This is a genomic window from Ruegeria sp. BC1 (assembly GCF_056539305.1).
In genome coordinates, this window is the sequence record NZ_JBQFUT010000005.1 from 41,198 (window position 1) to 56,065 (window position 14,868).

The window sequence follows — 14,868 nt, forward strand, 5'->3', positions numbered from 1 at the left end:
TTAATCCAGCGGGTGCAGACAGGCAACCTGATGGGGGTCGCCAGTCAATTCCGGAGGCGCGGCCCGGCACTCCTCGGTCGCCAGCCAGCACCGTTGTGCAAAGGCGCAGCCTTTGGGAATGTTCATCGGTGATGGCAATTCGCCTTCCAGCTTGATCCGCTCTTTCCGGGCTTCTGGATCGGCGCGGGGTGTCGTGGACAACAGTGCTTTGGAATAGGGATGCCTGGGTGCGTCGAACAGCAATTCCTTGGGCGCTTTTTCAACTGCCCGGCCCAGATACATAACGATCACGTCATCGGCAAAGTGCTTCACCACGGACAAATCGTGGGAAATGAACAGGTAGGCCAGGTTCAGACGTTCCTGCAGCTCGACAAGCAGGTTTAGAATCTGCGACTGGATCGAAACATCCAGCGCCGAGACCGGCTCGTCCAGCACAAGAACCTTAGGGTTCAACATCAGCGCGCGGGCGATAGCGATCCGCTGACGTTGCCCCCCCGAAAACATATGCGGATAGCGGTCGTAATGTTCGGGACGCAGGCCGACAAGGTCGATCATTTCACGTGCGCGGGCTTCGCGATCAGCTGCCGACATCTTGGGGCGGTTGATGATCAGCGGCTCTTGCAGAATCTGCCCGATCCGCTGGCGTGGATTGAGCGAGCCGTAAGGGTCCTGAAAAACGATCTGAACCGTCTCGCGCATTTGCGCCCATTTCGACGGGGTGATGTCTACCCCGTCAATGGTCAGGCTGCCCGAGGTCGGTTCCTCGATCATGGTCACGACGCGGGCCAGCGTCGACTTTCCGCAGCCGGACTCACCAACGATGGCCAAGGTCTTGCCGGGTTGCAGATCAAAATCCACACCGGACAGAGCTTTGACCGTCGCCGGCTTCGACAGCAACCCGCCTTTGACAGAATAGAATCTGGCCAGCGCGTTGGCCTGAACGATTGGGGCGGTCATGCCAGTTCTCCGGCGGTTATCTTTTCAACGTAGTGGCAGCGGGCTTTGCCAAAATCGGCGCTATGCGGCGTTGGTGGCAGAGAACGGCAAAGGTCGTCCGCATATTGACATCTGGGGCTGAACAGGCAGCCTTTGGGCCGATCGAACTGCCCTGGTACGACACCGGGAATAGTGGGCAACATTTTGGATGTCGCCCGTTCCGGAAGCGCGCTGAGCAACGCGGACGTGTACGGGTGGCGTGGAGTTCGGAACAGGTCTTTGACCGGCTGTTCCTCGACCTTTTGGCCTGCATATTGAACTTGCACCCGTTCCGCAGTTTCCGCAACCACACCCATGTCGTGGGTGATTAGGACAAGACCCATCCCCTGTTCGTCACGCAGCCGCACCAGCAGGTCCAAAATCTGCGCCTGAATGGTCACATCCAAGGCGGTTGTCGGCTCATCCGCAATCAGTAACTTGGGGGTGCAGGCAATGGCCATCGCGATCATGACGCGCTGGTTCATCCCGCCCGACATCTGGTGCGGAAAGGTGTTCAGACGACTTTCCGGCGCCGGGATGCCAACCTGATCGAACAACTCTATCGCCCGTTGGTGGCGCTCCTTGCGGTTCAGGCCCAGGTGGATTCGCAGTGCTTCCTTGATCTGGAAACCAACAGTGAAACAGGGGTTCAGTGACGACATCGGCTCCTGAAAGATCATGGCGATGTCCTTGCCGATGATCTTGCGGCGGTCGCGGGCCGAGATTTTGGTCAGGTCAATGCCCTCGAAACTCAGCTGATCCGCGGTGATCGTGGCTGTCCACGGCAACAGCCCCATCAGCGCCAGCATCGACACGGACTTGCCCGAGCCACTTTCACCCACAATGGCCATAAGCTCGCCCTTGTCGACGGAAAGATCGACGCCATCCACGGCGCGGAACTGCCCCGAGGCAGTAGCGAATTCGACGGTGAGGTTTCGGATGTCCAACAGGCTCATGTCGTCAGCTCCGCTTCAGTTTCGGATCCAGCGCATCGCGCAGACCGTCGCCCATCAGGTTGATGGCGAGTACCGTAATGAGGATGGCGAGGCCGGGGAATGTCACGACCCACCAGGCGCGCAGGATAAACTCACGCGCTTCGGCCAGCATGGTGCCCCATTCTGGTGTGGGCGGCTGCGCCCCCATGCCCAGAAAGCCAAGCGCGGCGGCGTCCAGAATTGCGGTCGAAAACGATAGCGCCGCCTGCACGATGATCGGAGCCAGACAATTGGGCAGAACGGTCTTGAACATCAACCGGGCTTTTCCAGCCCCGGCCACACGAGCCGAGGTCACATAGTCTTTCTGACGCTCAGACAGCACCGAAGCACGGGTCAGGCGCACGTAATGTGGCTGGAACACGATGGCGATGGCGATCATTGCGTTGGTCAATGACGGGCCAAGGATGGCCACCAGAACCAGCGCCAATAGAAGCGACGGGAAGGACAGGATAATATCCATAACCCGCATGATCAGCGTATCAACCCATTTGGGTGCAAACCCGGATAGCAACCCGATGATCACGCCGCCCGTTACAGCAACACAGACCACGACGATGCCGACAAAGAAGGAATACCGCGACCCCATGATCAGCCGGGACAGCATATCCCGGCCCAGCGGATCGGTGCCCAGCGGAAACGCCCAACTGCCGCCCTCTTGCCACGCGGGGGGTTGCAGAATGTGATTGCGGAATTGCTCGGTCGGATCATACGGCGCCAACAAAGGTGCAAAGGCTGCGCACAAAACGAAAGCGGCAAAAACCCAAAGGCCCATAACCGCACCGCGGTTTTCACTAAAATAGTACCAGAATTCGCGCAAAGCGCTGGGGCGGTCTTCAGTTTTTGTAGGGATTGCGGATAGTTCAGCCATCACCGCCTCCGGATTTTGGGGTTGATGATGCCGTAGAGGACATCGACCAGAAGGTTCACCAACATCACGATCACAGCGATCATCAGCAGGCCGCCCTGCACCACCGGATAGTCACGGCGAAAGATGCTGTCGACCATCCACTTGCCGATACCCGGCCAGCTAAAAATCGTCTCGGTCAGAATGGCACCGGCCAAAAGCGTGCCAACCGAAAGGCCGATCACCGTGATCACCGGGATCAGCGCGTTTCGCAACGCATGCAGGCCGTTGATCCGCGTCGGAGCCAGGCCCTTGGCGCGTGCAGTGCGAATGTAATCCTCACCTAAAACCTCAAGCATGGCCGAACGTGTTTGGCGGGCGATAACCGCCAGCGGGATGGTGCCCAGAACAATTGTCGGCAGGATCAGGTGCCGCACTGCGGACTGGAACGCGCCCGCCTGTCCTGACAACAGACTGTCGATCAACATAAAACCCGTGACACTGGGGAAGTAATAGAGCAGATCGATCCGGCCTGAGACCGGCGTCCAGCCCAGATTGCCGGAAAACACGATGATCAGCAGCAGCGCCCACCAGAAGATTGGCATCGAATATCCGACCAACGCCGATGACATCAGCGCGCGGTCAAAGAACTTGCCCCTGTTCACGGCTGCAATCACACCCGCAGGCAGACCCAACGCCACAGCAAAGAACATGGCGCAGAGGGACAATTCCAACGTCGCTGGGAAAAGGGCAAAAAACTCATCCCAGACTGGCTTTTTGGTGACAAAGCTCTCGCCCAGATCACCATGCAAAACGCCGACAAGGTAATCCCAATACTGTTGAAGCACCGGTTTGTCGAAACCCAGTTTTTCCACCATCTCCTGATAGCGTTCTTCGGTCATGCCGCGCTCGCCAGCCATGACGATGATCGGATCGCCGGGCAGAACCCGGATGAACATGAAGGAAATTAGCGTCACACCCAAAAAGGTCGGGATGAACATGCCAAGGCGGGTCAAAAAATAGCCAAACATCAGCGACCTATGATTGTGAGATCTTTGGGAAAGCTGGTCAGTGACCGGCAGCCGTTTTCGGTCACCAGTACGTCATCTTCGATGCGAACGCCGAAATTGTCCAGTTGATAAAGGCCCGGTTCGTTGGTCCAGACCATACCTGCCAGAATTTTCTGGTCGTTTCCGCGCATGATATACGGAGCCTCGTGCACGTCACGGCCCAGACCGTGACCGGTTTTGGTACGTATTCGGTCGGCATAGGGCGACGCCTCAAGCACGCTGATCACCGCATCGTCGATGTCATGCGCAGTTACACCGGGGCGGCAGGCGTCAAATCCCGCCTGATTGGCGCGCAAAACAGTATCATAGACCGCCCTGCCCTCGTCCGAAACGTCCTGAACAAAGAAGGTTCGGGTGATATCAGCGGCAAACCCATGTTTGCGGGCCCCAAAGTCAAACAAAAGCGCGTCACCTGATTTGATCCGATAATCCGCCCGCGCCTTGCCATGCGGTTGCGCCGAGTTTTCGCCAGCCGCGACAATGGGCGCAAAAGCCAGTGAAGCCGCGCCTTCGGCGAACAGCGCTTGTATCAGGGCCTGTTCAATTTGCACTTCGGTCTGTCCGACACGCACGTCTTCGATGACCCGCTCTAGCGCGCGTTCCGAGATATCAATTGCCGCTTGCAGCGCGGCAATGTCTTCTTCGGTTTTGACGGCACGCAAGCCCGAGATTTCCCGTTCGCCGTCCACAATCTGTAGGTCAGGCATTGCCCGGGAAAGGGCCTTGGACACAAAAACCCGCATCACCTGCCCTTCGACAGCCAGCGACTGTAATGGCATGTGCGTGGCAAGCGCAGCAAAGGCATCATCATAGCCTGTCTGATCTCGCCAATCGAACACGGCGCCTTCAAACCCGACCAGCGCCCAAGAGCCCAGTTCCAAGTTCGGAACAATCGCGGCCGGGGTCCCTGTCGCCGGGATTACGACCACAAAGGGCCGCTCGTGGCTCATGAAGGGTTTACCCAATGCGCGGGTGAAATTTGGGCCGGGCACCAGCGCCACGGCATCCACTGACATGTCCTTTGCCAGTTGGCGGTACTCGGACAAATCCGGCATTCTTGCCGACCTCCAGAAAAAAGAAACCGGAGCCACCGCTGGGGTGGCTCCGGTTCGTAAGTGGTGTTTTATTCGACGCCTACACCGTAGAAGATGTGGCCACCCAGCGGGTGTACTTTGTACCCCTGCACCTCATTGCGCATCGGCATGTAAACAACCGAATGTGCAATCGTTGCCCAAGGCGCCTGATCTTTGAAGACGGCCTGTGCCTCTTCATACAACTTCGCGCGCTCGGCTTGATCGGTGGTCTGTTTGGCCTTCTGGATCAGCGCTTCGAACTCATCGTTGCACCACTGGGCGCGGTTCGATGCTTCGCGGCCGTCACAACCCAGCAGAACCGCCAGGAAGTTGTCCGGATCACCATTGTCACCGGTCCAACCCAGCAGCACCGCGCCGTCACGGTTCAGTTCTTTCGACCGCGACAGATACTCGCCCCATTCGTACGAGACGATCTCGACGTCCACACCAACCTTGGCGAAATCCGCTTGGATCAGTTCGGCCATACGACGGGCATTCGGGTTGTATGGACGCTGCACCGGCATTGCCCAGATTTTCATCGACAGGTCGGACACGCCCGCCTCTTCCAGCATCGCCTTGGCCGCTTCGGGATCATATGCGTCGTCGGTAATGGCGTCGTTGTAGCCCCACATGGTTGGTGGGATCGGGTTCTTGGCAACCTGGCCCGAGCCCTGGAACACCACATCAATGATGGCGTTCTTGTCGATCGCCATGTTCAGCGCCTTGCGGACCTTCGGATTGTCGAAGGGTTCCATGGTGGTGTTATAGGCCAGATAACCAACGTTCAGGCCTTCCTGCTCCATCATGTTGATGTCCGCGTCATCCTTCATCGCCTGAATGTCGGCGGGGTTCGGATAAGGCATGATGTGGCACTCGCCAGCCTTAAGTTTCTGATAGCGAACCGATGCATCCGGGGTGATCGCAAAGATCAGGTTTTCCACGTCTGCCGGCGCCTTCCAATAGTCGCCGTTCTGGGCGTAACGGATCACGGCGTCCTTTTGGTAGTTTACGAAAGAGAACGGACCGGTGCCGATCGGCGCAGTGTTCAGCTTTTCAGGCGTACCCGCTTCCATCATCGCGTCCGCGTATTCAGCCGACAGGATTGATGCGAAATCCATCGCCATGTTGGCAACAAACGGTGCTTCGGGCTTAGTCAGAGTGAATTTGACTGTGTAGTCGTCGATCTTTTCGATGGATTCGACCAGATCAGGCATGCCCATGCCCTGGAAGTATTCCCAGGTGCCGCCGGATACCTGATTGTACGGGTGGTTTTCGTCCTTCTGACGCATGAACGAAAAGATCACATCATCCGCATTGAAATCGCGGGTCGGAGTAAATTCGTCGTTCGAGTGGAATTTGACGCCCTGACGCAGCTTGAAAGTGTATTCCAGACCGTCATCGCTGGCTTCGACGCTTTCCGCCAGTCCGGGAACTACATTGGTTGTGCCGGTTTCGAACTCGAGCAGGCGGTTGTAAATCGGGTGAGACGAGGCATCAAAGGTCGTGCCGGCTGTGAACAGCGCCGGGTCGAACCCTTCGGGCGAGCCTTCGGAACAATAGACCAGAGTATTTGCCTGTGCCGCTGCACCGGACAACGCGATGGCGGCAGTTGCGGCCATTAATTTCAGTTTCATGTGTTTCTCCCAGAAATGTGTTTTCAGACATTCGCATTGCTCTTTATGGCCAGAGCTTTGATAGGCGACTCGTATCACCGCGACATCTCGGCCCAATGTATCCAAAATACAAAATCCATTGTCAACTGGCTTACACGGCCTATACCCGACAACCAGCAGACGGCTTGGACACACCGATACGTTCACCCTTTTGAGGCGTTTCGGCAAGGGTGTGATGGCTATGATCAGTTAGACTGGGAAAAAAGGTCCATTGCCTGCAAAGATCAGCCTGTTATCGCCGACCCTTGGTTATGGTGTGCATAAAACAACGCGCAGCGCATTGGCGCGATCAAACCCCGTACCGGGCCATGAACATATCAACGGCCTGTAGCGCGATTTCATCAATCTCGGACTTGGTGAAGCTGGTTTGAATTCCAAAAGCTGCGCGGGTCCAGATACGGACTTTGCACAGCTCGGAAAACTGTTCCGCTGCGATCAGAACATCTTCGATAGCCAATTCACCTTTTTGGACAGCCTTTTCCAGATATTCGGCCATCTGCTGCTTGCCGTTTTTTGGACCGGCTTCATAAAACGCCTTGCCAAGCTCGGGGAATCTATCCCGTTCAGCCACGCAAATCCGAAAAACCTGTTGCGCAAACTCCGAAACCAGAAAGGCGGTAAGCTGAGTTGCCGTGATTGTCAGAACCTCGCGCACTGGCTTGGAATCGTCGATCATCGCCAGGACGCTTTCCGCCATGCGTTTGCATTCGGTCTGCGCAACTTCCATGAACAACAGCCGTTTGTCAGGAAAATAACTGTAGAGCGTCGCTTTAGATACCCCCGCAGCCCGCGCGATGTCGTCAACGCTTGCGCCTTCGAACCCATCCGCCATGAACACCTCTCGGGCACCGCTTAATACCTGATCGAATTTGCGGCCCGTACGCAGGATGGCGGCTGTCTCGGTCATGGGCTCTCCTTGGTTAGCTGATCCCCTGAAACTATAAACCGTTTAGTTCAGATACAACGATTCGCGAAACTCCCTTGCGTAGCAGAACGTGAACTTCGCTCTTTTATCTGTCAGAGACCCGCTGCTTACGTTCGCGGCCGCTCGGGGCTTGCTGGTTGGCCAAACAATGCTAACACTCTGGCCATGGTCGATATCTTTCTGCGCACGCTTCCTTTTTTCGCGATCATCGGCCTTGGGTATTGGGCCGGGCGCAGCAGGTTTTTCACCGCAGCAGCGACGGCCTATCTGACCAAATTTGTGTTCTATTTTGCATTGTCGGCAATGTTGTTCCGCTTTGCCGCCACCCTGCCCTTTGCCGAGATTTTCAACGGACGGTTGGTCATCGGCTACCTGCTGGGCACCATGGCGGTCTATTTACTGGCGACTCTCGTGGCGAGGCTGCGCGGGCTCGACATTCCGACGGCCGCGGTCGAAGCTCAATGCGCTGCCATAGGCAATGTCGGATTTCTGGGCCTGCCGATGCTGGCCTTACTGTTCTCAGAGGCGGCCATCGGTCCGGTGATGCTGGTTCTGACCGTCGATCTGGTGGTGTTTTCATCGCTTATCGTAATATTGATCCACGCGGGGCGCGATGGACAACTGACGCCGGGAACTTTGCGGCTTATCGCGCTGGGGCTCGCGAAAAATCCGATGATTGTTTCGATAATAGCGGGGTTGGTGTGGTCGGCATTACAGGTGCCGGTTCCTGACGTTTTAAATGACTTTCTGACCATTTTGGGTGGCGCGGCAACACCGTGCGCTTTGTTCGCGATCGGAGCATCGCTAGCCTCGAAATCAGCTGAACGCGTTCAGATCGCCGCTTGGCTGACTTTTTGCAAGCTGATCATCCACCCATTCTGCGTTGCCATAGCGCTGTTGTGGGTGATCCCAATTGCGGAGTTTCCAGCGTCGGTTGCCATTGCAGCTGCGGCGCTGCCGGTTGCCGGCAACGTCTATATGCTTGCGGCTCATTTCGGCGTGGCCCCGCATCGCGCATCAGCCGCGATCCTGTTGTCCACGGCGGCCAGCATTCTGACCTTGCCCTTAGTGGTTGCCTGGCTCGCCACGCCCTAAGCCTCATCTTCTAAAAAGTACACTTGCCTCAGGCGCTCGGGCTTTACGTTGTGTCTTTGGATCGTTAGCCATATCGCGACCTAATGTTAAGGACACTGCCAGATGGAAACCCTTTCCGAAAACGCCTGTTTCGGTGGCGTGCAGGGCGTATACCGCCATGCCTCTTCAGCCTGCCAATGCGATATGACCTTTGGTCTGTTTCTGCCCGCCGAAGCCAAGGACGGCCCGGTTCCAATTCTCTGGTATCTGTCCGGCCTCACCTGCACCCACGAAAACGCAATGACAAAGGCTGGCGCGCAAGCCTGGGCTGCTGAACAAGGCATCGCCGTTGTGTTTCCTGACACCTCGCCACGGGGCGAGGGTGTGGCTGATCACGAGGATTACGATCTGGGTCAGGGGGCCGGATTTTATGTGAACGCAACGCAGACCCCTTGGGAACCACATTTCAACATGTGGGATTACGTGGCCGAAGAACTGCCCGCCCTGCTGGCCGAAAATTTTGCCATCGACATGGACCGTCAGGCGATCACCGGCCATTCGATGGGCGGCCACGGAGCGCTGACGCTGGCGATGAACTTGCCGGGGCGGTACCGCTCGGTCTCGGCCTTCGCTCCGATCTCGAACCCAACCGGAGCCGATTGGGGTCGCAAGCAGCTGAGCGCCTATCTTGGCGATGAAGAAAGCGCCTGGGCCAAACACGACGCATCGTTGATGATGAAGAAAACCGGATTTGACGGCCCTATTCTGATCGACACCGGCGCGAATGACCAATTCATCGACCTGCTGCGCCCCGAAGCGCTGGCAACAGCCATTGCCGAACGCCGCCAACAGGCAACATATCGGCTGCAACCGGGCTATGATCATTCCTACTTCTTCGTGTCCACCTTCATGGAAGACCACATTACCTTCCACGCCGAGGCGTTGTACGGAGACTGAGGGATGAGCAAATATGATTATGACCTGATCATCATCGGCTCTGGTCCTTCGGGCCGGGCCGCAGCGATTCAGGCGGGGAAACTGAAGCGTCGGGTTCTGGTGATCGACCGCAAGGATCGGCTGGGGGGAGTGTCTGTTCACACGGGAACCATTCCCTCCAAGACTCTGCGCGAAACCGTACTGAACCTGTCGGGCTGGCGCGAGCGCAGCTTTTACGGGCGCTCATACCGGGTCAAGGATCAGATCCGGGCCGAGGACCTCAAGGCGCGTCTACACATGACCCTTGATCACGAGGTCGATGTGCTGGAACACCAGTTCAACCGCAACCACGTGGAAACACTGAACGGGTTGGCCAAGTTCATTGGCCCCCACGAGGTAGAAGTGGCCACCGATGCCGGTGAAAAGACGCGCCTTACCGCGGCCAAGTTCCTGATCGCCACCGGAACCAAGACCTATCGCCCGGATTACGTGCCGTTCAACGGCAAGACCATCGTCGATGGAGATGAGTTTCTGGAGATGGCTGAGATTCCCCGATCGCTCTGCGTTATCGGCGCGGGCGTCATCGGTGTCGAATACGCTACTATGTTTTCAGCACTGGATGTGCGGGTCACACTGATCGAGCCCCGCGACACGTTTTTGGACTTCATCGACAGCCGCCTGATCCATGATTTTACCCATCAGATCCGCGAAAACGGCGTAGATCTGCGGTTGGGGTCAGCCGTCGAAAAGATCGAAGACGCGGGCGGTCATGTCGAAATTACTCTTGAAAACGGGCGTCACGTCCGGGCCGAGATGCTGCTGTTTGCCGCTGGCCGCATGGGGGCCACTTCGGCATTGAATCTGGATGCGGTAGGGCTGAAAACGGACCATCGCAACCGGATTAGTGTGGATCGCAAATCTTATCAGACCGCCGTGCCGCATATCTACGCGACCGGCGACGTGATTGGGCATCCGTCGCTGGCTTCGACCTCGTTGCAACAGGGTCGGGTCGCTGCCTGTCACGCGTTAGATACGCATACGCTGGCGGAAAGCCCGTGGTATCCTTATGGCATCTATTCTGTACCCGAGATTTCTACTTGTGGCATGTCCGAAGAGGAATTGCAGGAGCGCGGCATTCCGTACGAGGTCGGCGTGGCGCGGTTCCGCGAAACCTCACGCGGGCACATCATGGGGCTGGAACACGGCATGCTGAAGATGCTGTTCTCGCTTAAAACTCGCCGGGTGCTGGGCGTACAGATCGTAGGCGAAGGCGCGACCGAGTTGATCCACATCGCGCAGGCGGTTCTGAACCTGAAAGGCACCGTGGATTATTTCGTGCAGAATACGTTCAACTATCCGACCTTGGCCGAAGCCTACAAGATCGCCGGTCTGGACGCGTTCAACCGCATGCCGATCCCTGAAGAGTTCAAGGTTCGCAAATCGCCCGCGGAATCTGCTAAAAAACCGGCCAAAAAGGCGTGACCACGCTCTATATAGATGGCGACGCCTGCCCCGTGAAGGCCGAGGCCGAGCGGGTGGCGACACGGCACAAAGTGCCGATGGCGTTGGTCTCGAATGGTGGGCTGCGGCCCTCGGCGAACCCATTGGTGCAAGTCGTGATTGTCGCGGAAGGTGCGGATGAGGCAGACAAGTGGATCGCTGAACGATGTGGCAGAGGGGATGTGGTGGTGACCTCTGACATCCCCCTTGCAGCGAAATGCGTTGAAGCCGGGGCGCGGGTTTTGCGCCCCAACGGCGAGGCGTTCACGGCCGCCAATATCGGCCAACAACTGGCAATGCGCGACCTGATGGCCGATCTGCGCTCCGCCAACCCACTTGGGGCTGGCGGTGGTGGTCGTCCTTTCAGTAAAGCAGATCGCTCTAGATTTTTGGACGCTCTGGAACGGGAAATTCGAGCAGCAAGCCGGGAATAGCCGCACGCAATGCCGGACTAAAATACTGACGCGAAATCGGAAACGCCCGTTTACAAGTCTCTCGTAAGAACGCACCCTGTGTTTGAAATCCAGTAAGGCTTTTCGAAAGCGGAGACTGCACCATGAAAGTACAAGGCACTCATTACAGGTCTATCTGGTGGGACAAATCGGCAGGTGAGGTTCGGATTATCGATCAACGATGGTTGCCACATGACTTTCGGGTGGTGACACTGAAAACGCTGGATGAGTTTGCCGCTGCGATACGGGACATGTGGGTCAGAGGAGCGCCCCTGATTGGCGCGACTGCGGCGTTTGGAATTGCCGAACAGATGTCACGTGACAGCACCGAAGCCTCGTTTGACGCCGCATATGAGGTTTTACACGCGACCCGGCCCACCGCAATTAACCTGCGATGGGCATTGGACAGATGCCGTGAGGCACTGATGCCGCTAGCCGCCAGAGATCGCGCGGACCGTGCTTGGGCGCTTGCGCAAGAGATCGCGGATGAAGATGTCGAGATCAACGCCTCGATTGGCCGCCATGGGCTGGAACTGATCAGGAAAATAGCCGAACAAAAGCCAACGGGCGAGCCGGTTCGCCTGTTGACCCACTGCAATGCAGGCTGGTTGGCGACGGTGGATTGGGGCACTGCAACAAGCCCCATGTATCACGCGCATGATGCGGGCATTCCTCTCCATATTTGGGTGGATGAAACCAGACCACGGAACCAGGGCGCGCTGACATCGTGGGAGTTGGGTGAACAGGGTATTCCCCATCGTTACATCGTGGACAATGCGGGGGGGCACCTCATGCAACACGGGTTGGTTGACGCGGTAATAACCGGAACGGACCGAACCACGGCGCACGGTGACGTCTGCAACAAAATCGGCACTTACCTAAAGGCTTTGGCCGCCCAAGATAACGGTGTCCCGTTTTATGTCGCCCTGCCCTCGCCTACGATCGACTGGACGGTTCGCGATGGCGTGGCGGAAATCCCGATCGAAGAACGCGATACAAAAGAGGTTACCCATGTCATGGGTGTCGATGATCAGGACGAGATCTCAGAGGTTCGCGTGACGCCACATGGTACCGAAGGCGGCAATCCAGCCTTTGATGTCACACCAAACCGGCTGGTATCGGGATTAATCACCGAGCGCGGCGTTTGCGAAGCCTCTGCCGAAGGCCTGGCCCAACTGTTTCCGGACCGGGCTGGTTAAAACTTTGTTTAACACCCTCCACGATTGTGCGACTGACCTTGCGGGGCTTGGACGCGCTTAACTTGCTGAGTATGAACGATGATTGAAAACTGGTATAAACCTGATGAAGCGCAGCAATGGCGCGATCATGCCGGAGCTAATCCGGCAGATCAGGAACTGGGTGAACGTGTTTATACGTCGCGCCTGATCGGTCAGAACCCCGATCTTTTGATGCATGGGGGCGGCAACACGTCAGTCAAACTTGAACGCCCTGACCTTTTTGGCAATCCACAGCGTGTTCTTCATGTCAAAGGGTCGGGATGGGATCTGGACAGTATCGAGGCGCCGGGCCTACCGGGCGTATGGCTGGACCCTTTGATGAAACTGCGCGCTTTGGAACAATTGTCGGACTTTCAGATGGTCAATGTGCAGCGCGCCAACTTGTTGGATTCAGGCTCACCTAACCCTTCTGTTGAAACGCTCCTGCATGCGTTTCTGCCACACAAATATGTTGATCACACGCATGCGACCCCTTTTCTGGTATTGGCCAATCTGCCCAACGCCGCAGATGTCTGCCGCGAGATATTCGGAGACCGGTTGGGTATTGTGCCCTATATCATGCCAGGCTTCGGGCTGGCCAAAAAGGCGGCCGAGGTGTTCGACGAAAACCCGAATGTCGAAGGGCTTCTGCTATTGCAGCACGGGCACTTTACATTCGGCGCGACGGCGCAGGAAAGTTATGACCGGATCGTGTCGCATACTAACGAGGTCGCAGCCTATTTTGGATTGAAAGACCTCACGACGATCGGGCGTCGTGATCCTGCGGAAAATCTCGACGTATTGCCAATCCTGCGCGGAGCCATCGCCGACGTTGCAGCCGGGCAAGACGATCCGATGCCAGTCTTCGATCTTAGAAACGGGCCTGAGGTCATGCGGTTCTTTGACCGATCAGACGTTGATGCCCTGGCCCAGCGTGGCATGGCTTCGCCTGACCACGTTCTGCGGACAAAGGGATGCCCGCTTGTCCTGCGTGCATCGGATCTTTCGGGTGGCAGAGCTCAGCTAAGGGCCAAAGTCGAGGAATTCGCCGATGCCTATCGCGCCTATTTTGATCGGCAAGCACCGCAAGCTGATGAGCCCAAGAAACAGTTACCGCCAGACCCCAAACACGCCTGGATCGAAGGTGTCGGGATCATCGGTATCGGACCGAATGCCAAAGCGGCCTCAATTGCGGCGGACCTGGCCGAGCAAAACCTGCGGGTTCGCTCGGTTGGCGAAGATGCGGGCGGTTTCTTTCCAACCAGCGAAAAAGATCGTTTCGATTGCGAGTACTGGTCACTCGAGCAGGCGAAACTCGGCAAAAGCTCTCCTCCGCCACTTCAGGGGAAAATTGCGATGGTTACCGGAGGTGCGGGCGCGATTGGTCTCGCAACCGCCAAGGCATTTGCAGATGCCGGGGCAAACATCATGCTGGTGGACAGGGATGAGGCGGCCTTGGTCGAGGCCAAGTCGACCCTTGGGGCGTGGCATTCGACATTTGCGTGCGATGTGACCGAGGATGGTGCCGCAGATGCTGCGGTTGCCGCAGCTATACATCGGTTTGGCGGTCTGGATATTCTGGTGTCCAATGCCGGATCAGCCACCTCTGGCGCATTGCTGGAGCTTGGAGAGGACGAATTCCGGTCTGCTTTCGAGTTGAATTTCTTCGCGCACAAGGCTTTTGCAACCCGTGCCGCGCAGGTGATGCAAACTCAAGGCCGAGGCGGACAAATTCTGTTCAACATCTCAAAGCAGGCTATCAACCCTGGGCGAAATATGGGTGCTTATGGCACTCCCAAAGCCGCCACTTTGTTCCTGTTACGCCAACTCACGCTTGAACTGGCCGAGCATGGCATCCGTGTGAATGGGGTGAACGCAGACCGCATTCGATCTGGTTTGCTGACCGACGATTTCATTCAGGAAAGGGCCGCCGCGCGTGGGGTTTCCGAGGAGACCTATATGGCGGGCAACTTATTGGGTCGCGAAGTCGAAGCCGAACACGTCGCAAATGCGTTTGTTGCGCTGGCTTTGATGGAGCGCACAACCGGGCATGTCGTGACAGTGGATGGTGGCAATACCGAAGCCGAACTGCGGTAATCATCTTTACCGGATTACGCTATGAATGAGGCGTTTT

The 14,868-nt window shown here is 57.0% G+C and carries 13 protein-coding genes; 6 read left to right on the top strand and 7 right to left on the bottom strand.

The window, feature by feature from the left end; translation table 11 throughout:
* From ACR0IY_RS12215 to ACR0IY_RS12245, 7 genes are all read right to left on the bottom strand, one after another.
* Entirely contained in the window at window positions 1–957 is a 957-nt protein-coding gene (locus ACR0IY_RS12215; RefSeq protein WP_480673627.1) for an ABC transporter ATP-binding protein, read from the bottom strand.
* Window positions 954–1,931: an ABC transporter ATP-binding protein gene (locus ACR0IY_RS12220; protein WP_480673629.1), complete on the bottom strand. Its 978-nt coding sequence runs from the start codon at window positions 1,929–1,931 to the stop codon at window positions 954–956. The genes ACR0IY_RS12215 and ACR0IY_RS12220 overlap by 4 nt, the downstream gene beginning before the upstream one ends.
* A 4-nt stretch (window positions 1,932–1,935) precedes the next feature.
* Window positions 1,936–2,838, bottom strand: coding sequence for an ABC transporter permease subunit (locus tag ACR0IY_RS12225; protein ID WP_480673631.1), 903 nt, complete (start codon window positions 2,836–2,838; stop codon window positions 1,936–1,938).
* Complete coding sequence (locus tag ACR0IY_RS12230; RefSeq protein WP_480673633.1) at window positions 2,838–3,845, bottom strand: ABC transporter permease subunit; 1,008 nt, start codon at window positions 3,843–3,845, stop codon at window positions 2,838–2,840. Before ACR0IY_RS12230 ends, ACR0IY_RS12225 begins: the two co-directional genes overlap by 1 nt.
* Window positions 3,845–4,939, bottom strand: a complete 1,095-nt coding sequence (locus ACR0IY_RS12235) for a M24 family metallopeptidase (protein WP_480673635.1) — start codon at window positions 4,937–4,939, stop codon at window positions 3,845–3,847. Before ACR0IY_RS12235 ends, ACR0IY_RS12230 begins: the two co-directional genes overlap by 1 nt.
* Window positions 4,940–5,007: 68 nt before the next feature.
* Complete coding sequence (locus ACR0IY_RS12240) at window positions 5,008–6,591, bottom strand: ABC transporter substrate-binding protein (protein WP_480673637.1); 1,584 nt, start codon at window positions 6,589–6,591, stop codon at window positions 5,008–5,010.
* A gap of 328 nt (window positions 6,592–6,919) precedes the next feature.
* Window positions 6,920–7,537, bottom strand: coding sequence for a TetR/AcrR family transcriptional regulator (locus tag ACR0IY_RS12245; protein WP_480673639.1), 618 nt, complete (start codon window positions 7,535–7,537; stop codon window positions 6,920–6,922).
* Between the two features lie 183 nt (window positions 7,538–7,720).
* On the opposite strand from ACR0IY_RS12245, the gene ACR0IY_RS12250 reads away from it, so the two are divergent.
* The 6 genes from ACR0IY_RS12250 to ACR0IY_RS12275 all read left to right on the top strand — a co-directional run bounded on the left by ACR0IY_RS12250 (window position 7,721) and on the right by ACR0IY_RS12275 (window position 14,831).
* Window positions 7,721–8,650, top strand: a complete 930-nt coding sequence (locus ACR0IY_RS12250; RefSeq protein ID WP_480673641.1) for an AEC family transporter — start codon at window positions 7,721–7,723, stop codon at window positions 8,648–8,650.
* A 102-nt stretch (window positions 8,651–8,752) separates the two neighbouring features.
* The gene (fghA, locus tag ACR0IY_RS12255) at window positions 8,753–9,586 is read left to right on the top strand and encodes an S-formylglutathione hydrolase (RefSeq protein ID WP_480673643.1); all 834 of its coding nucleotides are present in this window, start codon (window positions 8,753–8,755) and stop codon (window positions 9,584–9,586) included.
* Window positions 9,587–9,589: 3 nt separating this feature from the next.
* Complete coding sequence (gene sthA, locus ACR0IY_RS12260; RefSeq protein WP_480673645.1) at window positions 9,590–11,047, top strand: Si-specific NAD(P)(+) transhydrogenase; 1,458 nt, start codon at window positions 9,590–9,592, stop codon at window positions 11,045–11,047.
* Window positions 11,044–11,499 carry a YaiI/YqxD family protein gene (locus tag ACR0IY_RS12265; RefSeq protein ID WP_480673646.1) on the top strand — a complete coding sequence of 152 codons (456 nt, stop codon included), beginning with the start codon at window positions 11,044–11,046 and terminating at the stop codon, window positions 11,497–11,499. The genes sthA and ACR0IY_RS12265 overlap by 4 nt, the downstream gene beginning before the upstream one ends.
* A gap of 122 nt (window positions 11,500–11,621) precedes the next feature.
* Window positions 11,622–12,716 (top strand): S-methyl-5-thioribose-1-phosphate isomerase, encoded by a 1,095-nt coding sequence (gene mtnA / locus ACR0IY_RS12270; RefSeq protein WP_480673648.1) that lies wholly within the window; start codon window positions 11,622–11,624, stop codon window positions 12,714–12,716.
* A 78-nt stretch (window positions 12,717–12,794) separates the two neighbouring features.
* Window positions 12,795–14,831, top strand: a complete 2,037-nt coding sequence (locus ACR0IY_RS12275) for a bifunctional aldolase/short-chain dehydrogenase (RefSeq protein WP_480673650.1) — start codon at window positions 12,795–12,797, stop codon at window positions 14,829–14,831.
* Window positions 14,832–14,868: the final 37 nt, after the last annotated feature.

Excerpts from the sequence above, each read along its gene's own strand:
- ACR0IY_RS12215 (WP_480673627.1), bottom strand. The coding sequence starts at position 957 with ATGACCGCCCCAATCGTTCAGGCCAACGCGCTGGCCAGATTCTATTCT.
- ACR0IY_RS12220 (WP_480673629.1), bottom strand. The coding sequence starts at position 1,931 with ATGAGCCTGTTGGACATCCGAAACCTCACCGTCGAATTCGCTACTGCC.
- ACR0IY_RS12225 (WP_480673631.1), bottom strand. The coding sequence starts at position 2,838 with ATGGCTGAACTATCCGCAATCCCTACAAAAACTGAAGACCGCCCCAGC.
- ACR0IY_RS12230 (WP_480673633.1), bottom strand. The coding sequence starts at position 3,845 with ATGTTTGGCTATTTTTTGACCCGCCTTGGCATGTTCATCCCGACCTTT.
- ACR0IY_RS12235 (WP_480673635.1), bottom strand. The coding sequence starts at position 4,939 with ATGCCGGATTTGTCCGAGTACCGCCAACTGGCAAAGGACATGTCAGTG.
- ACR0IY_RS12240 (WP_480673637.1), bottom strand. The coding sequence starts at position 6,591 with ATGAAACTGAAATTAATGGCCGCAACTGCCGCCATCGCGTTGTCCGGT.
- ACR0IY_RS12245 (WP_480673639.1), bottom strand. The coding sequence starts at position 7,537 with ATGACCGAGACAGCCGCCATCCTGCGTACGGGCCGCAAATTCGATCAG.
- ACR0IY_RS12250 (WP_480673641.1), top strand. The coding sequence starts at position 7,721 with ATGGTCGATATCTTTCTGCGCACGCTTCCTTTTTTCGCGATCATCGGC.
- fghA (WP_480673643.1), top strand. The coding sequence starts at position 8,753 with ATGGAAACCCTTTCCGAAAACGCCTGTTTCGGTGGCGTGCAGGGCGTA.
- sthA (WP_480673645.1), top strand. The coding sequence starts at position 9,590 with ATGAGCAAATATGATTATGACCTGATCATCATCGGCTCTGGTCCTTCG.
- mtnA (WP_480673648.1), top strand. The coding sequence starts at position 11,622 with ATGAAAGTACAAGGCACTCATTACAGGTCTATCTGGTGGGACAAATCG.
- ACR0IY_RS12275 (WP_480673650.1), top strand. The coding sequence starts at position 12,795 with ATGATTGAAAACTGGTATAAACCTGATGAAGCGCAGCAATGGCGCGAT.